Here is a 23,386-nt window from a genome sequence, read left to right as displayed (position 1 = left end):
GGCCGCATGAGCACGCACCGCGAAGCGCCCGCGCCGCTGTCGGAGTGTGACGAACCGCTCGCGAGCCGGTACGACGTCGCCCTGCTGGATCTGGACGGCGTTGTGTACGTCGGCCCGGACCCGGTACCGGATGCGCCCGAGCACCTGCGGAAGGCGGCCAAGGAGGGCATGCGGATCGGCTACATCACCAATAACGCCAGCCGTCCGGCAAGAATCGTGGCCGAGCACCTGGCGTCGTTCGGGCTGGATGTGATCGCCGACGACGTGGTGACGTCCGCACAGGCCGCAGCGAAGCTGATCGCGTCGGAGTACCCGAAGGGCTCGCCGGTGCTCGTCATCGGCGGTGAGGGGCTGATCTCCGCTCTGGAGGAGTACGGGCTGACGCCGGTACGCAGCAGCGACGCGCACCCGGTGGCCGTCGTACAGGGCTTTCACCCGGATGTGAACTGGGTGATGCTCGCGGATGGCGCACATGCGATCAACGAGGGCGCCAAGTGGTTTGCGACCAACCTCGATCTGACGATTCCGACTGCGGCCGGGATGGCGCCCGGGAACGGCACGCTGGTGCAGGCTGTCCGGGCTGCGGTCGAGGTGGATCCGGTGGTGGCCGGGAAGCCGGAGCCGCCGTTGCTGGAGACGAGTATTGAGCGGCTGAAGGCGAAGAAGCCGTTGATGATCGGTGACCGGCTGGACTCCGACATTGCTGGTGCACATGCGGTCGGAATCGCCAGTCTGTGGGTGGCAACCGGTGTCCACGACGCACATGACCTGGCGCAGGCGCCGAAGGACCAGCGGCCGACGTACATCGCTCCTGACCTCGCAGCGCTGGCACAGAAGCAGCCTGGCGTGACGGTTGACGGCAGCAAGCACAGCTGCGGTGGCTGGACCGCTGAGGTTGTGAACAACGCTGTGGCGGTCAAGGGCGAAGGCGAGCCGTACGACGGGCTGCGCGCGATCCTGTCCGCCGTCTGGACCGCTGTGGACGCACCGCCGAAGCAGACTGCCAAGACTGCCAAGTCAGCGACCCGCAGCAGCCGCCGTCCGCTGCCGAAGCCCGCACCGGCTCTCGGCACGATCGCAATCAACGGTGCGCTCCACCGGGTCGGCCTGGACAAGTGAACCCGAAGCGCTACCGTTGCTGGAACGAAGCGAGGAGGCAGTCATGGTGATGGACGCACTGCGCGGCTACGTACAGCTGGCGAACGGTCTGGCCGAGGTCAGCAAGCAGAAGGCCGAGGCGGCGGCGAAGGCGTTGCTGCAGCAGACAGGTGCGGATGCACTGACGTCCGGGCTGACCACGAAGGTGGGCGACCTGGCCGACGAGATCGTTGCCACCAGCAAGAGCAACCGCCAGCTGCTGCAGGCGATCGTGACGAACGAGGTCGAGGGCGCCGTGGCGCGGCTCGGGTTCGTCCGCTCCGAGGAGGTCGCGGCGCTGACCCGCCGGGTCCAGCAGCTGGAAACCGAGCTCGCAGACGCAACCGCTGAAAACGCAGCTGCACCGGCCCCGGTGAAGGCAGCCCCGGCGAAGAAGGCGCCCGCCAAGAAGGCGGCCCCGGTCAAGAAGGCAGCGCCGGTCAAGAAGGCAGCAGCCAAGAAGGCTCCGGCGAAGAAGGCCGTCGCGAAGAAGGCCCCGGCCAAGAAGACCGCAGCGAAGAAGACGGCGAAGAAGGCCTGACGTGACCGAGCACCCTGGCGAGCAGTTCCCCCCGGACGTCGACCCCGACGTGGAACCGGACTACGCGCCGGAGCACGAAGAGGAGCGCACGGCCCAGCCCGACTACGACTCCGAACCTGGCTCCCAGAGCCTGGAAGACAGCGCGGAGCCGGCGCGGGTGGATCCGGCCGAGATCGAGTTCGGCCCGGAGTTCGCCCGGGAGCCCGCCGAGCAGCATGAGCAGCCGTTCGAGGCCGAATCGCCAGCAGACGACTCCGCAGCAGACGACTCCGGCCACCCGCTGGTGGACGAAGTGATGGGGCGGCTGCACGACCTGCGGGACAAGCCGGTTGCGGAGCACGCGGAGGTCTACGCCGACCTGCACGAGCGGTTGCAGACCGCACTGGTCGAGGCGGACGCCGACCAGGGCGACCGCAGCCCGTAGTGGCCAAGGGTGCAGCGAAGCGCACGCGTCTCGACGCTGAGCTGGTACGGCGCGGTCTGGCGCGCTCGCGTGAGCAGGCGAGTGAGCTGATCGCGGCCGGCAAGGTGAAGGTGTCCGGAGCGGTCGCATCGAAGCCGGCGACCGGTGTCGGGACCGATGCGCCGATCGTCGTCGACACCTCCGCGACTGACGACCCCGGGTACGCGAGTCGTGGTGCGCACAAGCTGATCGGCGCACTGGAGGCGTTTCCCGAGGTCCAGGTGAAGGGCCGGATCGCTCTGGACGCGGGCGCATCTACCGGCGGCTTCACCGACGTTCTGCTGCGCAACGAGGCCCAGCACGTGTTCGCCGTCGATGTCGGCTACGGACAGCTGGTGTGGGCGCTGCAGACCGACGAACGGGTCACCGTGATGGACCGGACGAACGTCCGCACCCTCACGCTCGAGCAGATCGGTGGTGAACCGGTTGACCTCGTGGTCAGCGACCTGAGCTTCATCTCGCTCACGCTGGTGCTCCCCGCGCTGCTCGGAGTGGTGAAACCGGACGGCGAGCTGATGCTGATGGTGAAACCGCAGTTCGAGGTCGGCAAGGAGCGGCTCGGCAAGGGCGGGGTGGTTCGGGAGCCCGAGCTGCGGGCGGACGCCGTACGGGGAGTTGCGGTCAAGGCCCAGCAGCTCGGCTGGGGGATCGCGGGGGTGGCGGCCAGTCCGCTGCCCGGACCGTCCGGAAATGTCGAGTACTTCCTGTGGATACGGCGTTCGGCGCCGCCGCTGGATGAGACGATGCTGCAGGACGCGATTGAGCGTGGACCGCAATAGGAGGGGCATAAGTGGCTGAGCTGCGGCGCGTGCTGCTCGTGACGCACACCGGCCGTGAGCAGGCGGTCGGGGTGGCGCGTGAGGCGCACCGGCTGTTGACGGATGCCGGTCTGCTCGTCCGGCTGCTCGCGAACGAGGCCGACGACCTCAAGCTCGAGCCGGTCGAGATCGCTGTCGACCCCGACAAGGCCGCGCTCGACGTCGAGCTGATCATCGTGCTCGGTGGCGACGGTTCGATCCTGCGCGGCGCCGAGCTGGCCCGCCCGCACGGTACGCCGGTGCTCGGCGTCAATCTCGGGCATGTCGGGTTCCTGGCCGAGGCCGAGGTCGACGACCTGGAGCGGATCGTCCAGGTGGTGGTCGACCGCAGCTACACGGTCGAGGAGCGGATGACGCTGGCCGTCGATGTCCGCCACGACGACGAGCTGATCTTCGAGACCTGGGCGCTGAACGAAGCGAGTATCGAGAAGGCCGCCCGGGAGAAGATGCTCGAGGTGCTGGTCGAGGTCGACGACCGCCCGCTGTCCCGCTGGGGCTGTGACGGGGTGGTGGTCGCGACGCCCACCGGCAGTACGGCGTACGCGTTCTCGGCCGGTGGCCCGATCGTCTGGCCCGAGGTCGAGGCGATCGTGCTGGTCCCGGTCAGTGCGCACGCACTGTTCTCGCGGCCGATCGTGGTGGCGCCCTCGTCGCGGCTGTCGATCGAGCTGGTGCCATCCTGGAACGGCCGTGGCGTGCTGTGGTGCGACGGCCGGCGGATGGTCGAGGTGCCGCCGGGGGCCGAGATCGTGGTCCGCCGCGGTGCTCGCCCGGTCCGGCTGGCCCGGGCCCACAAGGCGCCGTTCACCGATCGGCTGGTGGCCAAGTTCGACCTCCCGGTGCTCGGCTGGCGTGGTGCCGCCGAACGCAAACGCAACCCCAACGGTCAACAGGAGACCTGATGCTTTCGGAAATCCGCATCATCGGCCTGGGCGTGATCGAGGACGCGACGCTGGACCTCGACCCCGGGTTCACCGCCGTCACCGGCGAGACCGGTGCCGGTAAGACGATGGTCGTGACCGGTGTGAACATGCTGCTCGGCGGTCGCGCCGACAGCGGGCTGGTGCGGCACGGGGTGCGGCGGGCGCGCGTCGAGGGGCGGGCGACCAACGTCCCGAAGTCGATCGTGCAGCAGGCCGAGGACCGCGGCGGCGAGATGGACGACGAAGAGCTGCTGATCGCGCGCGAGCTGTCGTCGGAGGGGCGCTCCCGGGCGTTCCTCGGCGGCGCGTCGGTGCCGGTGTCGGTGCTCGGCGACGTGACCGGCGACCTGGTTGCGATTCACGGGCAGGCCGATCAGTGGCGGCTGCTGCAGCCGGCTCGGCAGCGCGAGACCCTGGACACCTTTGCCGGTAAGCCGGTTCTGGTGCCACTGCAGGAGTACGCGGCGTCGTACAAGCGGCACCGTGAGGTCGAGGCCGAGCTGACCGAGCTGACCACCAGGCAACGCGATCGGCTCGCCGAGGCGGACCGGCTGCGGTTCGGGCTGGAGGAGGTCGCGAAGGCGGAGCCGCTGCCCGGTGAGGACACCGAGCTGGCGGCCGAGGAAGACCGGCTCGCGTACGCCGACGGTCTGCGGACCGCTGCGACGAATGCGGCTGATGCACTGGCTTCTGAGGATCTCGAGGCGACGCGACCGAGCGACGTACTCGGTCTGCTGGCACTGGCGAAGCAACTGCTGGACGGCGAGCGTGAACACGACGCCAAGCTGGCAGAACTGGCGGACCGGGCCGGCGAGCTCGGGTATCTGGCCGCAGACCTGGCCGGCGAGCTCTCGTCGTACGCCGCTGACGTGGACACCGATCCGGCGCGACTGTCCGTGGTGAGCGAGCGGCGATCGCTGCTGACCAACCTGATCCGCAAGTACGGCGGTGAGCAGGGCACCGTGGATGAGGTGCTCGACTGGGCCAAGCGGTCCGCCGAGCGACTGGCCGAGCTGGATGGCAGCGATGAGCGCGTCGAGCTGCTGACCGGTGAGCTGGCCGAGCTGGACGCCAACCTGGCTGAGCTCGGCCGCCAGATCCGGGAGGCTCGGATCGAGGCGGCACAGCGACTCGGCGTACTGGTGTCGGAGGAGCTGACCGGGCTGGCGATGCCGCACGCGACGCTGTCGGTCGAGGTGCACGAGACGTCAGCCGGGCCGTTCGGTATCGACGAGATCGAGTTCTGCTTCGCGGCGAACCCGGGCAGCCCGGCGCGCCCGCTGCAGAAGTCGGCATCCGGTGGTGAGCTGTCCCGCGTGATGCTGGCGCTCGAGGTGATCCTGTCCGACACGCACAAGGTGCCGACGCTGGTCTTCGACGAGATCGACGCAGGTATCGGCGGTCGCGCCGCGGTCGAGGTCGGCAAACGGCTCGCCCGGCTGGCCGAGAAGGCCCAGGTGATCGTGGTGACCCACCTGCCGCAGGTCGCCGCGTTCGCCGACCGGCACGCCGTCGTACTGAAGAGTGACGACGGCTCGGTCACCACAAGCGGACTGGTCGCTCTGGATGACGATGCGCGCCTCAAGGAGCTTTCGCGGATGATGGCCGGCCTGGAGAACTCCGACGCCGCGCAGGCCCACGCCGAAGAACTCCTAGCGCTGGCAGCCGAACGTCATAACAAACCCAAGAAGAAAAAGCGTTAGGTACGACGACCAAACAGTCGTTCCAAAGGATGAAAGCGTGCGCTGAAGGGGTCGTGAGCTGGAAGGGGGCTGGTGACGTGGCAGGATGAGAGCGCGATGAAACTGCCCAGCCTGCGGAGAGCACGCCCGACTGAACTGCCCGGATCTGCCGGTGTGGTCCGGCTCGATCGGCGTACCAAGAATCTCACCAAACGGCTGAAGCCGGGCGAGATCGCGGTGATCGACCATGTCGACCTGGATCGGGTGAGCGCCGAGGCGCTGGTGACCTGCAAGGTTTCCGCGGTGGTGAACGTCGCGGACTCGATCAGCGGCCGCTATCCGAACCTCGGCCCGGAGATCCTGGTCGCAGCCGGTATCCCGCTGGTCGACGGTGTCGGCCGCGAGGTGTTCTCGGTGCTGCACGAAGGTGAGAACGTGCGGTTGTACGACGGCACGTTGTACCGCGGTGACGAGGTCGTCGCGAAGGGTGTTGCCCAGGACAGCCAGTCGGTGGCCGAGTTGATGGACGATGCCCGGGCCGGGCTCTCCACCCAGCTCGAAGCGTTCACCGCCAACACACTCGAGTACCTGCGCCGCGAACGCGATCTGCTGCTGGACGGTGTCGGCGTACCTGAGATCCACACGCCGATGGACGGCCGGCACGTGCTGATCGTCGTGCGTGGCTACGACTATCGCGAGGACCTGGTCGCACTGCGGCCGTACATCCGCGAGTACCGGCCGGTGCTGATCGGTGTCGACGGTGGCGCGGATGCGCTGGTGGAGAACGGTTATGCCCCGGATCTGATCGTCGGCGACATGGACTCGGTCAGCGACGAGACGCTGAAGAGCGGTGCCGAAGTGGTCGTGCATGCGTACCGCGACGGCCGCGCGCCGGGATCGGAGCGGCTGGAGCGGCTCGGCGTCGAGTCGATCGAGTTCCCCGCGACCGGGACCAGCGAGGACGTCGCGATGCTGCTGGCCGACTCGAAGGGTGCCTCGCTGATCGTTGCGGTCGGCACTCACAACTCGCTGGTGGAGTTCCTCGACAAGGGTCGCTCCGGAATGGCCAGCACCTTCATCACCCGCTTGCGTGTCGGCGCCAAGCTGGTGGATGCCAAGGGCGTCGGCCGGTTGTACCGCAGCCGGGTGTCGACGGCCCAGATCATCGCACTGGTCCTGGCCGGCCTGTTCGCCCTCGGGATGGCGATGGTCGCCATCGACGCCGACGAAGTGCTGTGGTCGATCCTGCGGGCGCGCTGGAGCGACTTCGTCTACTGGATCCGGGAGCTGTTCACGTGATCGACTTTCGCTACCACATCGTCTCGATCGTGGCGATCTTCTTCGCCCTCGGCGCCGGGGTGGTGCTCGGCGCCGGTCCGCTGAAGGGGACCGGCAGCGATCTGATCCAGGATCAGGCGAACATCGACCGGGCCAACCTGGTCGCCGCCCGCGACGAGATCACCCAGCTCAAGGCGCTGAACAAGTACCACCAGGACTACGAGGCGAAGGTGACGGCCGGGCTGGCCAACGGCAAGCTGACCGACCGCAAGGTCGCGCTCGTGACGATGCCGAACGCCGACGGCGACCTGGTCAACTCGGTCAACGACGAGCTGCAGAAGTCCGGCGCCCAGGTCACCGTGCGGGTCTCGGTGAACGCCAAGCTGCTCGACCCCGGTCAGCGCCAGCTGGTCGAGCCGCTGGTCACCCAGCTGATCACGTCCGACATCACGGTCCCGCAGGACTCCACGACGTACCAGCGGGCCGGGCTGATCCTGGCCCGCGGTATCGCGGCGAAGGACCCGGCGCGCACGGTCGACGACAATGCGAACAAGATCAACAGCGGTCTGACCAGCTCGGAGCTCGTGTCGTTCAAGCCGTCGCAGTTCAAGGACCGCGCCACCCTGATCGTGGTGGTGGCCGGCAAGCCGGCAACGCCTGCGCCGGCCAACTCGTCGTACGCGGATGCGGTGGACTTCATCGAGGGTCTGGATGAGGGCAGCAGTGGCGTCGTCGTGGCCGGGACGCCGGACACCGCGAAGGACGGCGGACTGCTGAAGGCATTGCGCAGTGACTCCGACGCGACCAAGATCGTTTCCTCGGTGGACGTGGCCGATCTGCCCGCCGGGCAGATGACCGTCGTCTTCGCGCTGGTCGAGCAGACGACCGGTAAGGCCGGCCAGTACGGTGCCTTCGACGCGAAGGACGGCATCGCGCCGGCCGCCGTACAGGTGAAGGACAACTGACGTGGGAATTCTGAGCGCTGCCGTTGCGGCGGCTGCGACTGCTGCACTGGAACGCGCCGCGGAGAAGCTGCCGAAGGAGAGCCGGCAGCCGTTCGAGCGGACCAACCACCGGGGTGAGCCGGTCACGCTGCTGGAGGGACCGGTCGCGGTGCTCGGCGCACTGGCCGGTGTGCTCGCCGCACCGTCGACTCCGGGCAAGGTGAAGGCCGCTGCGCTGCTGGCGGGTTCAGTGTCGGGTGCAGTCGGCGCGTACGACGATCTGCGCGGAACGACGCAGGCCAAGGGCTTCCGGGGACACCTGTCCGCGTTGAAGCGTGGCGAGGTGACGAGCGGCGCAGTGAAGATCCTCGGCGTCGGCGCCGCCGGCCTGGCCGCTGCGGCGTTGCTGCCGCGCAAGTCGACCGGTGTGAAAGCACTGGCCGGTGTGGTCGCAGACGGCGCTCTAATTGCCGGTACGGCGAACCTGACCAACCTGCTCGACCTGCGCCCGGGCCGCGCGCTGAAGGCGGTTGCCGCAGTCAACGCGCCTCTCGCCGTAGTCAACGGCCCAGCCGCTGCCGTGGTCGGTGCAGCTGTCGCTTCTGCGCCTTCTGACCTCGGCGAGCGCTCCATGCTCGGCGACTGCGGAGCCAACGGCCTAGGTGCCATCACCGGCACCGCCCTTGCCGCCTCACTGCCGCGGTCCCTGAAGACTCTCCTGCTGGCAGCAGTAGTAGGCCTGAACCTGGCCAGCGAGAAAGTCAGCTTCACCAAGGTCATCGCAGACACCCCGGTGCTCGACAAGATCGACCAGTGGGGCCGACGCCCCCGGTGAGATCGCGCATTGCGCAGGCCGCCTTGCTGGTGGCCGGTGTCACCGTCCTTGCCCGCGTGGTGGGGTTCGGGCGGTGGCTTGTCTTCTCGAAGACTGTTGGGGCCGGGTGTCTGGCTGAGGCCTACACAACGGCTAATCAGCTGCCGAACATCCTGTTCGAGATCGTGGCTGGTGGTGCGCTCGCGGGCGCGGTGATTCCGGTGCTGGCTGGGCCGGTGGCTCGGGGGGATCGGGCTGCGCAGGGGCGCATCATCGGGGCGCTGTTGTCGTGGTCGTTCCTGTTGCTGGCGCCGTTCGCCCTCCTGTCCTGGCTGCTCGCTTCGAGTTACACCGACGCGCTCCTGGACCCCGGTGCGGACTGTGCGGGCTCAGGAGCGACCGCTACCCGGATGCTGGTCATCTTCGTCCCGCAGGTGTTCGGGTACGCGCTCGCGGTGATCGCTACCGCGGTTTTGCAGTCCCACAAGCGGTTCGGGGCCGGAGCGTGGGCACCGCTGGTCTCGAGCTTGGTAGTTGTCGGGACGTACCTGGTGTTCGCAGCCATGGCTCCGGATGCGGATCGCGCATCGGGTAGCGCGAACGATCTGCTCGCCTGGGGGACCACGGCCGGCGTTGCTGCACTGGCGTTCACAGTGCTGATTCCGATGCTGCTCCAGCGACTACCGATCAGGCTGACGCTCAGACTCGACCCTGGCGTCGCACCGGTACTACGGAAGCTCGCACTGGCCGGGCTGGCCGTGCTGATCGCTCAGCAGCTCACCTTCGTCGTCACGACGTACCTGGCCAATCACCGCGGTGTCGCGGGCAGCATCGCTGTCTACACGTGGGCCAACGCGGTCTACCTGCTCCCGTACGCAGTCCTCGCCGTACCGATCACCACTGCGGTGTTCCCGCGCCTGGCCGCGGCGTACGAGGCAGGGGAGCAGTTCGACCTGTACGCCGCCGCTTCGTCCCGCGCGGTGATGCTGGCCGGCGGTGCCGGTGCCGCGCTACTCGTCGGAACCGCCGTACCGGTGGCACGGATCTTCGCGTACGACGATGGCGCCGTACGGGAAGGTCAGGCGACTTCACTCGGCAACGGGCTGATCGCCTTCGCCCCGGCGGCCATTGGGTTCGCCGTACTGATGCATGTCGGGCGGGTGCTCTATGCGCGGCACTCAGGCAGGCAGGTCGCCATCGTCACGTCGGCTGCGTGGGTGCTGGTCGCTGTGTCGGCTGTCGTGCTGACAGCGCAGTGGGATGTAGTGCCTGCGCTAGCGGCCGCCATGTCCATCGGCATGGTCGTCGGAGCAGTTGCGCTACTGGTGGTGCTGCGCCGAGAGGCTGGGGCTGCCGCACTGGCCGGGCTGACCCGTGCCACGCTGGCCGCGGTCGTGGGCGCCGTACTGGCTGGTGCTGCCGGCTGGTTCGTCGCTCTGCCGGCCGATGACGCCGGAGTGGGTACGGCGGTCTTGTTCTCGCTGCTGTCCGGCCTAGCCGTCGTCATCGTGTACGCCGCAGTTGCCGTCGTACTGGATCGTGCGGACACGTGCACGTTGCTCCGTCGAAAGGTCGTCGCATGAAGCTGCGTCCAATGAAGTTGGGTCTCCTGCTCGCTGAGTCGCGCGGCGGGATCGGCCAGCACGTCGCCTCCCTCGTACCGCGGTTCCTCGCAGCTGGTCACGAGGTGGTCGTCTGCGCACCGCCCGGTACTGCCGAGCACTTCGACTTCGGTGCGGCGACCGTCGTCGCCCAGGCCCCCGCACTCCGTGGTTCGGACGTGATCCACGCGCACGGCTACCGCGCTGGGATGACCGCGCTGCGCGACCGGTCCAAGCTGCGGCCGCTTGTCGTCACCTGGCACAACGCAGTGATCGCTCCGGGCCCCAAGGGCCTCGTGATGCGGCTGGGACAGCGCCTGGTCGCCAGGGGTGCGGACGTGACGCTGGGAGCCTCCAGCGACCTTGTGGAGCTCGCCAAGAGCCTCGGAGCGCGTGACGCCCGCCTGGCGCCCGTCGCCGCGCCCACGATGGCCCTGGCGACCGTGCCGGCGGCTGACCTCCGCGCGGAGTTGGGTCTGACCGACCAGCCGGTGGTCCTTACCGTCGGCCGACTCGCCCCGCAGAAGGACTACCCGACGCTGCTGTCCGTAGCTGCCCGAGTACATGAGTCCACTCCGAACGCGGTTTTTGTGGTGGTTGGTGACGGTCCGCTCCGTGACAACCTGCAGGCCCGGATCGACGCCGAGCAACTGCCGGTGCGGTTGCTGGGACACCGCAGCGACGTGGCGAACCTGCTCGGGGCGGCCGATGTCTTCCTGCTGACCTCGCACTGGGAGGCGCGGGCCCTGGTCGTCCAGGAGGCGATGCAGGTCGGCGTACCGGTGGTGGCGACCGCGGTCGGCGGTATCCCGGAGCTGGTCGAGGACTGCGCCGTACTGGCGTTCCCCGGTGACGCCGACGGGCTGGCCGACGGAGTCCGGGCAATCCTCGCCGAGCCCGGTACGGCGAACGCTATGCGGACACGTGGCCGGGAATTGGCCGCGAAGTGGCCGGACGAGGACGGGGCCGCGAAGAATCTGCTCGACATCTATGCGGGTCTCGTCGCGACCACCCCTTGACAGCAGGTAGGCTGAAGGCCCGTGGACAGGGTTTCGAGCTCGCAGCAGACCAAGCACGTTTTCGTCACCGGTGGCGTGGCCTCCAGTCTCGGCAAGGGGCTGACGGCGTCAAGCCTCGGCAGTCTGCTGACGGCTCGGGGCATCCGGGTGACCATGCAGAAGCTGGATCCGTATCTCAACGTCGATCCGGGCACGATGAACCCCTTCCAGCACGGCGAGGTGTTCATCACCAACGACGGTGCCGAGACCGATCTCGACATCGGCCACTACGAGCGGTTTCTGGACCGCGACCTGTCGCAGGTCGCGAACGTGACGACCGGGCAGGTCTACCAGCACGTGATCGCCAAGGAGCGTCGCGGTGAGTACCTGGGCGACACCGTCCAGGTGATCCCGCACATCACCAACGAGATCAAGGAACGGATGCTCGCGATGGCGGGCCCCGACGTCGACGTCGTCCTGCACGAGATCGGCGGCACGGTCGGTGACATCGAGTCGCTGCCGTTCCTGGAGGCCGCGCGGCAGGTCCGGCACGACGTCGGCCGCGACAACGTCTTCTTCCTGCACATCTCGCTGGTGCCCTACATGGCGCCGGCCGGTGAGCTGAAGACCAAGCCGACCCAGCACTCGGTGGCCGCGCTGCGCTCGATCGGTATCCAGCCGGATGCGATCGTCTGCCGCGCCGACCGCCCGATCCCGGACGCTGTGAAGCGCAAGATCTCGCTGATGTGCGACGTCGACGTGGACGCCGTCGTGGCCGCCGCGGACGCGCCGAGCATCTACGACATCCCGAAGGTGCTGCACGCCGAGGGCCTCGACGCCTTCGTCGTACGGCGGCTCAACCTGCCGTTCCGTGATGTCGACTGGACCCGCTGGGACGAGCTGCTGAAGGTCGTGCACCACCCGAAGGACGAGGTCACGGTCGCCCTGGTCGGCAAGTACGTCGACCTGCCGGACGCGTACCTGTCGGTCGCCGAGGCGCTCCGGGCCGGCGGTTTCGGCAACGACGCCAAGGTCAACCTGCGCTGGATCGCCTCCGACGAGTGCGCCACCCCCGAAGGTGCCGCGAAGCTGCTCGGTGACGTGGACGCGATCTGCATCCCCGGTGGGTTCGGGGTGCGCGGGATCGAGGGCAAGATCGGCGCGATCCGGTTCGCCCGCGAGAACGGCGTACCGATCCTTGGTCTGTGTCTCGGCCTGCAGTGCATGGTGGTCGAGGTGGCTCGCGACCTGGCCGGTCTGACGGAGGCGAACTCGACCGAGTTCGATCCCGACGCCGAGCAGCCGGTGATCGCGACGATGGAGGAGCAGAAGGACATCGTCGCCGGCGGCGGGGACATGGGCGGCACGATGCGCCTCGGTCTCTACCCGGCGAACCTGGCCGACGGCTCGATCGTCCGCAGCCTGTACGGCGCTTCGACGATCCAGGAACGGCACCGGCACCGCTACGAGGTGAACAACGCCTACCGCGACAAGCTCGAGGCCGCCGGCCTGGTCTTCAGCGGCCTGTCGCCGGACCACGAGCTGGTGGAGTTTATCGAGCTGGACCGGGCCCAGCACCCGTACTTCGTCGCCACCCAGGCGCACCCGGAGCTGCGCTCGCGCCCGACCAAGCCGCACCCGCTCTTCGCCGGCCTGGTAGCGGCCGCCCTGGTCCGCCAGCGCGAGTCCCGCCTCCCGGTCGAAGAACCTGCTCCGAAGAAGGCAGCCACGAAGGCCAAGACTGAGACGGTCAAGGCCTGATGGACCACCCGGAACTGCGCTTCGGTGCCGGGCTGACCGACGTACCGGGGAAGTGGCCGGTCTCGTCGTCGGAAACGGTGCACTCGACGGGCCGGGTCATCTCGGTCCGTCGCGACACCATCGAACCGTCGGGCGGCGAGGCGTTCGTCCGCGACATCGTCGTGCACCCGGGTGCGGTCGGCGTGGTCGCGCTCGACGACAAGAACCGCATGCTCCTGGTGCGCCAGTACCGGCACCCGGTCGGCTACCGGCTCCTGGAACCGCCGGCCGGACTCCTCGACGTACAGGGCGAGCAGTACCAGCTCGGCGGCGAGCGTGAGCTCTGGGAGGAGACCGGCACCAAGGCCGCCAACTGGCGCATCCTCGTCGACGCGTTCACCTCACCCGGCATGACGACCGAGGCCATCCGCATCTTCCTGGCCCGCGACCTGTCACCCGCCGACGAGGCCTACACCCGCCTCCACGAGGAAGCGGACATGGAAACCGTCTGGGCACCCCTCGTCGAGGTAGTAGGCGCTGTCCTGGCCGGCCACCTCCAGAACCCCATCCTCGTGATGGGCGCCCTGGCCGCCTGGACCGCCCTCAACGGCCCCGGCTTCGACTCCCTCCGCCCAGCCGACTCCCCTTGGCCCGCCAAAGACCTGTAGAGCGATCTGGATCGTTGCTGGACCTCAGTGCGTGATCGAGTGGAAGAACCGTGTCGCCGGTAACCGACTGCCGGCAGCAATCTCCTTCCACTCGACGTCGGACCGTCATCCCAAGGGAGGCGTCAGCGCGGCCCGAGACGGTCGAATGCCCAGTCCCAACGGAACTCTCTGACGATTCGTCCACGGGTTCCGGACTCGACTGGTTCCAGCGACTCGGTCGAGCCGCTCTGTGGGTCGACGATCTGCACGCCTGCTTGGCGAAGCACTCCAAGCGACGCGGCCCAGGCAGGATGATTGGTGAGCTCCGCGCTGGCGTACGGCACAGCAACAGTCGGCGTCCGAGAGCCGAGAGCCGCGCAGAGCGTGGTCAAGGGATATGAATTCGCAATCCCGCCGGCCCAAGCATTGAGGGTGTGGAACGTCGCGGGGACCACAAGCACAGCATCCGCCGTCGGTGTACGCCTAGGCTCATGAGGCTTGCGGTTGCCCACGATCGTCGGCACATCATTCAGGTCAAGGTCCACCAGCCAGGGCATCGCTGCGTCGGTAGGGATGACGTACGGCGTCCAGCCCAGCTCGCGGGCGGCTCGTACGCCATCCTCGAGCCGCGCCGCAAGCGGAGCCCCACAGGTCACAAGTAGCAGAGTGCGGTCACCCACGAGAGAACTCCAGTGCAGTTGTTTCGGCGATGGGGCCTGTCAGGGTTGTGGCCGGGTACCGAAGGCCCAGGTGACCATGAGGGGGAACTCGGCTTGCCAGAAGGGGTCGCCGTGATCGCCGGGGCGCTCGGTCAGTACGACGTCCGCGTCGGCGGCTCGTAGTGCGTCGGCCCACCGGGTCGCGTTCTCGAGGAACCACGGTTCCTGGGTTCCGCCGACGAGGTAGGTCCGCGGCAGCGGGCTCGGCAGCACCTGAGGCGGGTGGAGGCCGCCGGGCGAGGCGCAGAAGACCACGCCGTAGATGTCGGGATGCCGAAGTCCCAGGGTGAGTGCGAGCTCTCCGCTTGCGGACACACCGCACACCGCGGTGCGTTCAGCCGGCAGTGCGACGCTGAAGCGCGACTGCACCCAGTTGCGGACGTCGTCGACGAAGAAGCGCTCGTGGGCCGCGAACTGTTCCGGAGCAAACTCAGGCGAGTACTCGCGGATACGAACCCACTCGTCCTCTGCGGCCGTCCGGTGGGCCCCGACGATCATCGTGGGCGGTAGGTCGGCTGCTTCGAGGGTCCCACCCCACTGCGAGATCAGTTGGCCGTCGCCGGCGTACACGACGGCCTCGGGCGGATCCGGTGGCACATACACGGTGACCTGCCGGCCGCCGTCGTACTCGAAGGTCTCGGTGACGAGGTTGCCTGTGATCTCGGGGTTCATCGGGTGCACCTCTCGGTTGATCGGCGCTTCTGACGGTATCGGAGCTTGACCAGGACGCCGGTGGGCAGCACGCTTCCGGAGGACCGCGACCTGCGGCTGTTCACTGTGGCAGTGGGAGGAGATTCATGAAGGTTTCGGCTGGGATCGCAGGGGCGACGCTGATGGTGGCCACTCTGCTGGTTGCCACTCCGGCGCACGCTGCACCACCGACCGGTACCAAGGGCCCGTGCGGCTACACCAGTACTCCGGACGAGCCGCCGGCTCGGCCGGTCTCGCTGCCGCCGGATCCGCAGCACACGCCGGACAAGGGCGTGGTGAAGGTAGTGGTCGCCACCAACCAGGGGCCGATGCTGCTGTCGCTGGACCGCGCCAAGGCGCCGTGCACGGTGCAGAGCTTCCTGCACCTGGCGAAGAGCAGGTTCTACGACTTCACCACCTGCCATCGGCTCACGCTGTACCCGACTCTCAAGGTCCTGCAGTGCGGGGACCCGAGTGGTACCGGTGAGGGCGGTCCGGGCTACTCCTACAAGGACGAGCTCCCGACTGACCTGCCGAACTGGCCGGGCGACGACACTGGCACCCGCAAGGTCTACGCCCGGGGTCTACTGGCCATGGCGAACGCAGGCCCGAACACCAACGGCAGCCAGTTCTTTCTGGTCTTCGCCGACTCCCGGCTGCGTCCCAACTACACCGTCTTCGGCACCGTCGACCGCACCGGTCTGAAGACGCTCGACAAGGTCGCCGCCGGTGGCACCGTCGTCAGCGAGGACAACCCGGACAACCTCGACGGCCCGCCGGTCCGCAAGACCGACATCCTGATCGCCCGCCAGTTGGGTGCCCGCTAGCTAGGTCAGACTGCCTCGCCGCCGTCCTCAGCCAGGGCGGCGGCGACCAGCCGGGTGTTTTCGGCGTACTGCTCAGACGGGACGTTCGGCAGCATGTCGTCCCAGATGGCGATCATCGCGCCCCGCAACTGCATCATCCCGAGCGGCCGGGCCATGAACCACAGGTGGAAGTGCTCGCTCCCATCACCCCACCGGTTGAAGTGTGTGCGCCCAACTGCGTCAAGCCGCCCGATCGCCCCGGCCACGCGCTGGATCATCACTCCGAGCGTCGCGGTGAGCTCCGGAGGCAGATTGTCGAGCCGGTAGTGCTCCCGCGGCTCGAGGATCGCGACGAAAGGCAGCCCGTGGTCCGGGAACGCCTTCAGCTGCCACTGCTCGTCCCGCCAGATCACGAACCGGTCCGGTACGGCGCAGGTCCCGCACGGTTCCCCGCCTTCCTCGCCGCGGCGGGGCGGTTCCGGGAGCACCGGCTCCGCCAGCGGCACGACCTGCACCTCACCCTCGAACGGGAAGAACGGGTGACCGATCAGCTCTGCGGCCGACATGCGCTCGCCGTACGGGAGGTTGCGGTGGTAGTCCGAAGGCAGTTCGCTCATGCCTTGCACTGTGCCGGAGAATCGGGGCATGACGAAACCGGATTTGGCGGAGCTGCTGGGCCTCGAGGCACATCCGGAGGGCGGGTGGTACCGGGAGACCTGGCGGTCCGAGGTGAGCTTCGAGCCGGAGGGGTACGACGGGAAGCGGGCGAGCGCGACGGCGATCTACTTCCTGCTGGCTCCGGGGGAGGAGTCGCAGTGGCATCGGGTGCGGTCGGCGGAGATCTGGCTGTGGCACTCCGGTGGGCCGCTGACGCTGCAGTACGGCGACAGTCCGGAGCAGGCGACGTCGTACACGCTGGGCGCTGACGTGGCCGCCGGACAGCAGCCGCAGGTGGTGATCCCGGCCGGCGCGTGGCAGGCGGCGCGGCCGGCCGGAGATCAGGCGGTGCTCGTTTCGTGTGTAGTGTCGCCGGGCTTCGATTTCGCCGACTTCACTATGTAGCGACTACATCTGCGGTACGGCGGCGTCCCCGGTCGTCATTTCGGGCAGGTGCTCGCGGACCATGTAGCCGCCGGCACAGGCGATCCAGAGTGCCGAGAGCAGCAACGGGACACCTGTCATCAGGAAGCCACCGGCAGCGAAGTTGCCGGTCGAGGCGAAGATGCCGAACGAGCCGGCGATCGACACCACTGCCGCCAGCAGGGCCAGGTAGCCGAGCCAGTTCGGCATCAGGTGCGTGCGCATCACGCCGATGCCGGCCGCGGCCAGCGGTAGAGCTGCCGCGAACCCGATCATCGTGGTCATCACCGACGTCATCTCGAACATCATCATCGTGAGCGCGGCTTCCCGGCCTGCGATACCGAAGGCGGTCGCGCCGGTCAGGCATGCGTTGACGAAGATCGCGCCACCGACCAGTACCGAACCTGCCAGCAGCGCCAAGTGGACGTCACTGCGCTCGTCGCGCTCCCGCATCGCCTCGGCGAAGGCGGACGCGAACCAGATGACCAACCCGCCGGCCGCGGCCCACATCAGTGCGCTGGTGAGCATCATGCCGCGGTTGTCGGCGATCCAGGTGGTGATCGTGCTTGCTGATTCGTCGACGTTCGGTGGGTTGCCGGGCAGGAACCTGCCCAGGAGAGCCAGGGCGACGAAAGCCAGCCCGGCGAAGCCACCCCACCGCAACTCGTGTCGCTCAGTCATGGGGAAACACCTCCAGTGTGCACACCACGAAATGTGGTGCGTCTACTGCTGATATTCCTCCGCTTCGGCCAGCCGTCAAGAGGTGCCGCCCGGCCAACCGGACGGCACCTGCCACCTCTACTGGAGAACGGTTGCCAGGGCCTCGTATCCGGCCAGCAGATCGATGCCCTCGCGACCCAGTTGCTGGATCGCGACATGGTCGGCGCCGGCCTCGACGTGGGCGTTCAGTCCCTCCGCGATCTCCACGGCCGACCCGTGCAGAACCAGCGCGTCGACCAGCCGATCGCTGCCGCCGTCAGCGATGTCTTCTTCGGTGAACCCGAGGCGCTTCAGGCTGCTCACATAGTTGCCCAGGGCCAGATAGTTCGCGAGGTACTCGCGGGCCGTGGTCCGAGCGATGTCCACATCCGTCTCGAGCACGACCTTCTGCTCAGGCGCGAGCAGCACTCCGCCGCCCAGACTGCGACGTGCTTCCCGAGTGTGCTCCGGAGTAGTCAGGTAAGGCAGTGCGCCGGCCGTGCGACTACCGGAGAGCTGCAGCACCCTCGGCCCAAGCGCAGCCAGCGCTCTCCGCTCGACCGGCACCTTCGCGTCGTCCAGCTCGTCGAGGTAGGACACGATCGTCTCGTACGGCGACCTGTACTCCGCACTGCGCTCCCGGTGCCCGATCCCCACCCCCAGCAGGAAGCGCCCCGGCGCCAGCTCCTCGAGCCGGTGGTACGAGACTGCCACCTCCTCCGCCGGCGACTTCCACATGTTCACCACGCTGGTGCCGACAGCAACAGAACTCGTTGCGGCCAGCAACACTTCAGCGTCGCGCAGACCGGCTCCCGGGGACGCGCCCAGCCACAGCGCGCCGTACCCGGCCTGCTCCAGCCCGGCCGCGAGCTCCGGACCCCAGTGCTGCGCACCGTGCCAGACCCCGAAGCGTCCCAGTTCGATCGCCACGTCGTACCCCTCTCGTCATCCCACTGTCAGGCGCACACCCGGGGCGGTCGGGCGGTACTTGCAAGGAGAAGCATCTCCGATGGCACCGTGGTCACGTCAATGATGGTTGTCACGTCAAACGTGGCCCGCACGCTACTTGTGGGTCACTTGGCGATCAGACCAACCCGTCGAGTGGTATGCCCCTGGCAGGCATACACTCGGCAGCGACCTGGCATCATCCGCTCACCGCCGGGCCGCGGTCACAACGATGTGCGCCGTCCTCCTGGAAGGAAAGAAGGGCAAGCAGTGAAGGTCGGAGTTCCGAAGGAAGTCAAGAACCACGAGTACCGGGTGGCCATCACGCCGTCCGGTGTGCACGAGTTCGTGCGCCACGGGCACGAGGTTCTGATCGAGCAGAACGCGGGCAGCGGATCGCTGATCCCCGACGAGGAGTTCGTCACGGCCGGGGCGCGGATCGTGCCCACCGCTGACGAGGTGTGGGGCGAGGCTGACCTGGTCCTGAAGGTGAAGGAGCCGGTCGCCGAGGAGTACCACCGGATGCGCAGGGGCCAGGTGCTGTTCACGTACCTGCACCTCGCGGCCAGCCAGGAGTGCACCGACGCTCTGCTGACCGCCGGCGTCACCGGTATCGCCTACGAGACGGTGCAGCTGCCGGACGGTTCACTGCCGCTGCTGGCTCCGATGAGTGAGGTTGCCGGCCGACTCGCGCCGCAGTCCGGCGCTTACCACCTGATGCGCAGCGGTGGTGGGCGTGGAGTGCTGCTCGGCGGTGTTTCCGGGACGCACCCGGCCCGCGTGGTCATCCTCGGTGCCGGTGTCTCCGGGATGAACGCGGCCGCGATCGCGCTCGGGATGCAGGCCCAGGTCCAGCTGTTCGACCGCAACATCGCGCGGCTCCGCCAGGCCGACCAGATCTACCAGGGTCACCTGCTGACGATCGCCTCGAACGCCTACGAGATCGAGCGCGCGGCCCTGGAGGCAGACCTCGTCATCGGCGCGGTGCTGGTCCCCGGTGCGAAGGCGCCGAAGCTGATCGACAACGAGCTGGTCAGCCGGATGAAGCCGGGCAGTGTGCTCGTCGACATCGCGATCGACCAGGGCGGCTGCTTCGAGGACTCGCGTCCGACCACCCACGCGGACCCGGTCTACCAGGTGCACAACTCGCTGTTCTACTGCGTCGCCAACATGCCTGGCGCGGTGCCGAACACGTCGACGTACGCGCTCACCAACGTGACGCTGCCGTACGCGATCGAGCTGGCCAACCTCGGCTGGCGCGAGGCGCTGAAGCAGGACCACAGCCTGGCACTCGGTCTGAACACCTACGACGGCCACATCACCTACGGCCCGGTTGCGGACGCGCACGACGTCTCCCAGCTGAAGCTGGACGAGGTCCTGGTCTGAGCATCAGCCGAGCGGTTGGTGCTTACCTCGACCACTTGACGGTCGAACGCGGCCTCGCCGCGAACACCCTGGCGTCGTACCGGCGTGACTTGCGCCGGTACGACGCCTACCTCGCCTCGACCGGGATTTCAGAGCTCGGTCGAGTCACCGAGACTGTGGTGAGTGATTTCCTGATGCGGTTGCGTGAGGGCGATGAGGACCATCCGCCACTCACTGCGTCCAGTGCTGGGCGCACGGTCGTCGCGGTGCGCGGTTTCCACAAGTTCTGCCTGCGTGAAGGGCTGACCGCGGTTGACCCGGCCGCCGCGGTCAAACCGCCCGCACCGCCACAGCGGTTGCCGAAGGCGCTGTCGGTGGACGAGGTGACCAGGATCCTGGCCGCAGCGGCTGGTGCGGAGGCGGAGCCCGCCGTACTGGCTACTCGGGACGCTGCACTGCTCGAGTTCCTCTATGGCACCGGTGCGCGCATCTCGGAGGCCGTTGGGCTGGATGTGGACGACATCGACCTGGAGGTCGGGGCAGTCCTGCTGCGCGGCAAGGGCAGCAAGGAGCGGGTCGTTCCGGTCGGCAGCTACGCGCTGAACGCACTGTCGGCGTACCAGGTGCGTGGCCGGCCCGATCTGGTCGCGCGGGGTCGCGGAACGCATGCGCTGTTCCTGAATGCACGCGGTGGTCGGCTCTCACGACAGAGCGCCTGGACTGTACTGCGGCGTGCGGCGCAACGTGCCGGGATCGCGAAGGAGATCTCCCCGCACACGCTGCGGCACTCGTTCGCCACCCACCTGCTGGACGGCGGCGCCGACGTACGAGTGGTGCAGGAACTGCTCGGCCACGCCTCCGTAACCACAACGCAGGTCTACACACTCGTCACGGTCGACAAGCTGCGTGAGGTCTACGCAACGTCCCATCCGCGAGCGCTGTCGTAAGGTAGGGGGCGGTGCAGAGCAGATCGGTACGGTGTGCAATGATCTGCTCACGGTCGGTCACTGCAACGAGGTGATCGGCCTACCGTGGAATGCCGACCGGAAACCGCTCGACCCGGGTGCGGAGTGGCCGCTTGAGAGTGCTTGAATGCACGCTTACAGTCGCAGGCGTCGCCCGTATCGGTTGAAAGGTTTGGCGAGTCATGAACGAGTCGACATTCCCGGGCACCGAGCACCACGAGCATCACGCTGAGCAGGAGCACGCTCAGCCGCCGGCGGTAACGCCTGCCGAACCGATTGCGCCGCCCCAGCGCACCCTGACCCCACCCGAGAACTATGCGGCGATGCCGAGGCCGACGGCCAAGCTCACCGCGGAGGACCTTGCACCTGTGAGCGATCCCAGCGGCCCGCGCAAGATCGGGCCGACCGGCCGTCCGATGCCGGACCTGCCGGTTCCCCTGCCGCCGACCAAGACCGGTCCGGCGCAGGTGATCGCGATGTGCAACCAGAAGGGTGGCGTGGGCAAGACCACGACCACGATCAACCTCGGTGCCGCGATCGCCGAGACCGGCCGCAAGGTGCTGCTGATCGACTTCGATCCGCAGGGCTCGGCCTCGATCGGGCTCGGTGTGCAGCCGCACGACCTGGAGCTGTCGGTCTACAACCTGCTGATGCAGCGTGACATCACCCCGGCCGAGGTCATCCAGCACACCCGGGTCGAGAACCTCGACCTGCTGCCGGCCAACATCGACCTGTCCGCGGCCGAGGTCCAGCTGGTCCAGGAGGTCGCCCGGGAGTACACGTTGCAGCGTGTCCTTGAGCCGATCATCCCCAACTACGACGTGATCCTGATCGACTGCGCGCCGTCGCTCGGTCTGCTCACGGTGAACGCGCTGACCGCGTCGAACGGCATCGTCGTACCGCTCGAGTGTGAGTTCTTCGCGCTCCGCGGCCTGGCCATGCTGACCGACACGATCGGCAAGGTGCAGGACCGGCTGAACCCGAAGCTGGAGATCGTCGGCATCCTCGGCACCATGTTCGACGGGCGCACCACGCATGCGCGTGAGGTGCTCGACCGCGTCGTCCAGGCCTTCGACGAGCGGGTTTTCCACACCGTCATCCGGCGTACCGTGAAGTTCCCCGAGACCACGGTCGTCGGCGAACCCATCACGACGTACGCCCCGTCGTCGAGCGCGGCCACGCAGTACCGCGATCTTGCCAAGGAGGTGCTGGCGCGTTGTCCCGCCGGGTGAGCCTGCCAGGTGCCAGTGAACTCTTCGGGGGTGCGGCACCGCAGCAGACCAGACCCGAGAAGCGCACCACCACTGACGGACCGGCGTCGAGCTCCGTGCGTTCGCGCACGGCGGTCGCCGACGACCGGAAGTCCAGTGGACGGATCCGTCACGACACGAAGATCACCGTGTACGTGACGGAAGAAGAGCTGCTCGGACTGGAACAGGTGCGGCTGGCGCTGCGGGCCGAACACGGCCTCAGCGCGGACCGCGGCCGGATCGTCCGGGAGGCGATCGACGTCCTGCTGGCCGACTTCGTCGACCACGGACCGGACTCGGTGCTGGTACGGCGGCTCAAGGCGTCGGAGTGACCGTGGCGGACTCCCTGCCCCTGGACATGGCCGGTGCCGGCGACGACGCCGTACCGGTTGTTGCCGAGGGCAAGAGTTTTGAGGTTCACCTGGTGAACTTCGACGGTCCGTTCGACCTGCTGCTGGGGCTGATCAGCAAGCACAAACTCGACATCACCGAGATCGCGCTGTCGGTGATCACCGACGACTTCATCGCGCACATCAAGGCGTTGGGGTCCGAGTGGGATCTGGATCAGACCTCGGAGTTCCTGCTGATCGCGGCGACGCTGCTGGATCTGAAGGCGGCACGGTTGCTGCCGAAGGGCGAGGTCGAGGACGACGAGGACCTTGCGCTGCTCGAGGCGCGGGACCTGTTGTTCGCGCGGCTGCTGCAGTACCGCGCGTTCAAGCAGATCGCTGCGCTGGTGCAGGAGCGGATGGCGCAGCAGGCCAAGAGCTTCCCGCGGTCGGTCGGTGTGGAGCCTCGGTTCGCCGAGCTGCTGCCTGAGGTGCTGCTGGGGATCGATCCGAACGGCCTGATGCTGCTGGCGCAGAAGGCGCTCGCTCCGAAGGACAACATTCCTGAGGGTGTTTCGCTCGCCCACCTGCACGCGCCCGCGGTCACGGTTCGCGAGCAGGCGCTCGTGATCGTGGATCGGCTTCGCCGCCAGCGCAGTACGACGTTCCGCATGCTGGTCGCCGATTCGCCCGACACCGTGACCACGGTCTGCCGGTTCCTGGCTCTGCTGGAGCTCTTCCGCTCCGCCGACGTCTCCTTCGACCAGGTCACCCCGCTCGGCGAACTCACCATCCGCTGGACCGGCCCCGACGACGGCGAGATCGCCGTCAGCGACGAGTTCGACGAAGAGGCCGCCGCACCCTCCGACGAAGGCGAAGCCCCCACAGTCACCGACGAGGACTCCTTCCTCGAACCAGGCGACTCCCTCACCGAAGACCCTGAGGCCCCCGC

The 23,386-nt window shown here is 68.0% G+C and carries 25 protein-coding genes; 20 read left to right on the top strand and 5 right to left on the bottom strand.

Going from position 1 to position 23,386, the window contains the following annotated elements; translation table 11 throughout:
* Positions 1-6 precede the first annotated feature (6 nt).
* The 13 genes from E1261_RS17855 to E1261_RS17795 all read left to right on the top strand — a co-directional run bounded on the left by E1261_RS17855 (position 7) and on the right by E1261_RS17795 (position 13,607).
* Complete coding sequence (locus tag E1261_RS17855; RefSeq protein WP_132408002.1) at positions 7-1,119, top strand: HAD-IIA family hydrolase; 1,113 nt, start codon at positions 7-9, stop codon at positions 1,117-1,119.
* A 43-nt stretch (positions 1,120-1,162) separates the two neighbouring features.
* Positions 1,163-1,678, top strand: coding sequence for a polyhydroxyalkanoate synthesis protein PhaF (locus tag E1261_RS17850; protein ID WP_132408001.1), 516 nt, complete (start codon positions 1,163-1,165; stop codon positions 1,676-1,678).
* 1 nt (position 1,679) lies between these two features.
* Positions 1,680-2,102, top strand: coding sequence for a hypothetical protein (locus tag E1261_RS17845; protein ID WP_132408000.1), 423 nt, complete (start codon positions 1,680-1,682; stop codon positions 2,100-2,102).
* The gene (locus E1261_RS17840; RefSeq protein ID WP_132407999.1) at positions 2,102-2,920 is read left to right on the top strand and encodes a TlyA family RNA methyltransferase; all 819 of its coding nucleotides are present in this window, start codon (positions 2,102-2,104) and stop codon (positions 2,918-2,920) included. Before E1261_RS17845 ends, E1261_RS17840 begins: the two co-directional genes overlap by 1 nt.
* Positions 2,921-2,931: 11 nt before the next feature.
* Entirely contained in the window at positions 2,932-3,861 is a 930-nt protein-coding gene (locus tag E1261_RS17835) for an NAD kinase (RefSeq protein ID WP_132407998.1), read from the top strand.
* Positions 3,861-5,585: a DNA repair protein RecN gene (gene recN / locus E1261_RS17830; RefSeq protein ID WP_132407997.1), complete on the top strand. Its 1,725-nt coding sequence runs from the start codon at positions 3,861-3,863 to the stop codon at positions 5,583-5,585. The genes E1261_RS17835 and recN overlap by 1 nt, the downstream gene beginning before the upstream one ends.
* A 96-nt stretch (positions 5,586-5,681) precedes the next feature.
* Positions 5,682-6,863, top strand: a complete 1,182-nt coding sequence (steA, locus tag E1261_RS17825) for a putative cytokinetic ring protein SteA (protein ID WP_132407996.1) — start codon at positions 5,682-5,684, stop codon at positions 6,861-6,863.
* Positions 6,860-7,807, top strand: coding sequence for a copper transporter (locus tag E1261_RS17820; protein ID WP_132407995.1), 948 nt, complete (start codon positions 6,860-6,862; stop codon positions 7,805-7,807). Before steA ends, E1261_RS17820 begins: the two co-directional genes overlap by 4 nt.
* A gap of 1 nt (position 7,808) precedes the next feature.
* A complete protein-coding gene (locus E1261_RS17815) occupies positions 7,809-8,621 on the top strand; it encodes a hypothetical protein (RefSeq protein ID WP_132407994.1) in 813 nt (270 codons plus the stop codon).
* Positions 8,618-10,183, top strand: coding sequence for a murein biosynthesis integral membrane protein MurJ (gene murJ, locus E1261_RS17810; RefSeq protein WP_132407993.1), 1,566 nt, complete (start codon positions 8,618-8,620; stop codon positions 10,181-10,183). The genes E1261_RS17815 and murJ overlap by 4 nt, the downstream gene beginning before the upstream one ends.
* Entirely contained in the window at positions 10,180-11,220 is a 1,041-nt protein-coding gene (locus E1261_RS17805; RefSeq protein ID WP_238176285.1) for a glycosyltransferase family 4 protein, read from the top strand. Before murJ ends, E1261_RS17805 begins: the two co-directional genes overlap by 4 nt.
* A gap of 21 nt (positions 11,221-11,241) precedes the next feature.
* Positions 11,242-12,960: a CTP synthase gene (locus E1261_RS17800; RefSeq protein WP_132407992.1), complete on the top strand. Its 1,719-nt coding sequence runs from the start codon at positions 11,242-11,244 to the stop codon at positions 12,958-12,960.
* A complete protein-coding gene (locus E1261_RS17795) occupies positions 12,960-13,607 on the top strand; it encodes an NUDIX domain-containing protein (protein WP_132407991.1) in 648 nt (215 codons plus the stop codon). The genes E1261_RS17800 and E1261_RS17795 overlap by 1 nt, the downstream gene beginning before the upstream one ends.
* Before the next feature lie 122 nt (positions 13,608-13,729).
* On the opposite strand, the gene E1261_RS17790 is transcribed toward E1261_RS17795, so the two are convergent.
* Positions 13,730-14,266: a flavoprotein gene (locus E1261_RS17790; protein ID WP_165952544.1), complete on the bottom strand. Its 537-nt coding sequence runs from the start codon at positions 14,264-14,266 to the stop codon at positions 13,730-13,732.
* 39 nt (positions 14,267-14,305) lie between these two features.
* Positions 14,306-14,977: an alpha/beta hydrolase gene (locus E1261_RS17785; protein WP_132407989.1), complete on the bottom strand. Its 672-nt coding sequence runs from the start codon at positions 14,975-14,977 to the stop codon at positions 14,306-14,308.
* A gap of 125 nt (positions 14,978-15,102) precedes the next feature.
* Between E1261_RS17785 and E1261_RS17780 the strand changes: the two genes are divergently transcribed.
* Positions 15,103-15,822: a peptidylprolyl isomerase gene (locus E1261_RS17780; RefSeq protein WP_132407988.1), complete on the top strand. Its 720-nt coding sequence runs from the start codon at positions 15,103-15,105 to the stop codon at positions 15,820-15,822.
* 5 nt (positions 15,823-15,827) lie between these two features.
* Here E1261_RS17780 and E1261_RS17775 read toward each other — a convergent pair whose 3' ends face one another.
* Positions 15,828-16,418 (bottom strand): hypothetical protein, encoded by a 591-nt coding sequence (locus E1261_RS17775; protein WP_132407987.1) that lies wholly within the window; start codon positions 16,416-16,418, stop codon positions 15,828-15,830.
* Positions 16,419-16,446: 28 nt separating this feature from the next.
* On the opposite strand from E1261_RS17775, the gene E1261_RS17770 reads away from it, so the two are divergent.
* A complete protein-coding gene (locus E1261_RS17770; protein ID WP_132407986.1) occupies positions 16,447-16,863 on the top strand; it encodes a cupin domain-containing protein in 417 nt (138 codons plus the stop codon).
* Between the two features lie 3 nt (positions 16,864-16,866).
* Here E1261_RS17770 and E1261_RS17765 read toward each other — a convergent pair whose 3' ends face one another.
* Together E1261_RS17765 and E1261_RS17760 are read right to left on the bottom strand one after the other, a co-directional pair.
* A complete protein-coding gene (locus E1261_RS17765; protein WP_132407985.1) occupies positions 16,867-17,562 on the bottom strand; it encodes a DUF4386 family protein in 696 nt (231 codons plus the stop codon).
* A gap of 117 nt (positions 17,563-17,679) precedes the next feature.
* Complete coding sequence (locus E1261_RS17760) at positions 17,680-18,510, bottom strand: LLM class F420-dependent oxidoreductase (protein ID WP_132407984.1); 831 nt, start codon at positions 18,508-18,510, stop codon at positions 17,680-17,682.
* Positions 18,511-18,795: 285 nt separating this feature from the next.
* On the opposite strand from E1261_RS17760, the gene ald reads away from it, so the two are divergent.
* The 5 genes from ald to E1261_RS17735 all read left to right on the top strand — a co-directional run.
* The gene (ald, locus tag E1261_RS17755) at positions 18,796-19,911 is read left to right on the top strand and encodes an alanine dehydrogenase (RefSeq protein ID WP_132407983.1); all 1,116 of its coding nucleotides are present in this window, start codon (positions 18,796-18,798) and stop codon (positions 19,909-19,911) included.
* Entirely contained in the window at positions 19,908-20,837 is a 930-nt protein-coding gene (xerD, locus tag E1261_RS17750; RefSeq protein ID WP_132407982.1) for a site-specific tyrosine recombinase XerD, read from the top strand. Before ald ends, xerD begins: the two co-directional genes overlap by 4 nt.
* A gap of 341 nt (positions 20,838-21,178) precedes the next feature.
* The gene (locus E1261_RS17745; protein ID WP_132408010.1) at positions 21,179-22,087 is read left to right on the top strand and encodes a ParA family protein; all 909 of its coding nucleotides are present in this window, start codon (positions 21,179-21,181) and stop codon (positions 22,085-22,087) included.
* Entirely contained in the window at positions 22,072-22,437 is a 366-nt protein-coding gene (locus tag E1261_RS17740) for a hypothetical protein (protein ID WP_132407981.1), read from the top strand. Before E1261_RS17745 ends, E1261_RS17740 begins: the two co-directional genes overlap by 16 nt.
* Before the next feature lie 2 nt (positions 22,438-22,439).
* Positions 22,440-23,386: segregation and condensation protein A (locus E1261_RS17735; protein WP_338033933.1), on the top strand; the 947-nt coding region annotated here is incomplete at its 3' end.

Origin of the sequence: Kribbella albertanoniae, from assembly GCF_004348455.1 — a bacterium.
GTDB lineage: Bacteria > Actinomycetota > Actinomycetes > Propionibacteriales > Kribbellaceae > Kribbella > Kribbella albertanoniae.
The sequence above is the reverse complement of the archived record's forward strand: the minus strand, read 5'-3'. Positions and strand labels throughout refer to the sequence as shown.

What these genes read in the sequence shown, in the direction of transcription:
- E1261_RS17855 (WP_132408002.1), top strand. Translation starts at nt 7, where the DNA reads ATGAGCACGCACCGCGAAGCGCCCGCGCCGCTGTCGGAGTGTGACGAA.
- E1261_RS17850 (WP_132408001.1), top strand. Translation starts at nt 1,163, where the DNA reads ATGGTGATGGACGCACTGCGCGGCTACGTACAGCTGGCGAACGGTCTG.
- recN (WP_132407997.1), top strand. Translation starts at nt 3,861, where the DNA reads ATGCTTTCGGAAATCCGCATCATCGGCCTGGGCGTGATCGAGGACGCG.
- steA (WP_132407996.1), top strand. Translation starts at nt 5,682, where the DNA reads ATGAAACTGCCCAGCCTGCGGAGAGCACGCCCGACTGAACTGCCCGGA.
- E1261_RS17805 (WP_238176285.1), top strand. Translation starts at nt 10,180, where the DNA reads ATGAAGCTGCGTCCAATGAAGTTGGGTCTCCTGCTCGCTGAGTCGCGC.
- E1261_RS17795 (WP_132407991.1), top strand. Translation starts at nt 12,960, where the DNA reads ATGGACCACCCGGAACTGCGCTTCGGTGCCGGGCTGACCGACGTACCG.
- E1261_RS17785 (WP_132407989.1), bottom strand. Translation starts at nt 14,977, where the DNA reads ATGAACCCCGAGATCACAGGCAACCTCGTCACCGAGACCTTCGAGTAC.
- E1261_RS17780 (WP_132407988.1), top strand. Translation starts at nt 15,103, where the DNA reads ATGAAGGTTTCGGCTGGGATCGCAGGGGCGACGCTGATGGTGGCCACT.
- E1261_RS17775 (WP_132407987.1), bottom strand. Translation starts at nt 16,418, where the DNA reads ATGAGCGAACTGCCTTCGGACTACCACCGCAACCTCCCGTACGGCGAG.
- E1261_RS17770 (WP_132407986.1), top strand. Translation starts at nt 16,447, where the DNA reads ATGACGAAACCGGATTTGGCGGAGCTGCTGGGCCTCGAGGCACATCCG.
- E1261_RS17765 (WP_132407985.1), bottom strand. Translation starts at nt 17,562, where the DNA reads ATGACTGAGCGACACGAGTTGCGGTGGGGTGGCTTCGCCGGGCTGGCT.
- E1261_RS17745 (WP_132408010.1), top strand. Translation starts at nt 21,179, where the DNA reads ATGCCGAGGCCGACGGCCAAGCTCACCGCGGAGGACCTTGCACCTGTG.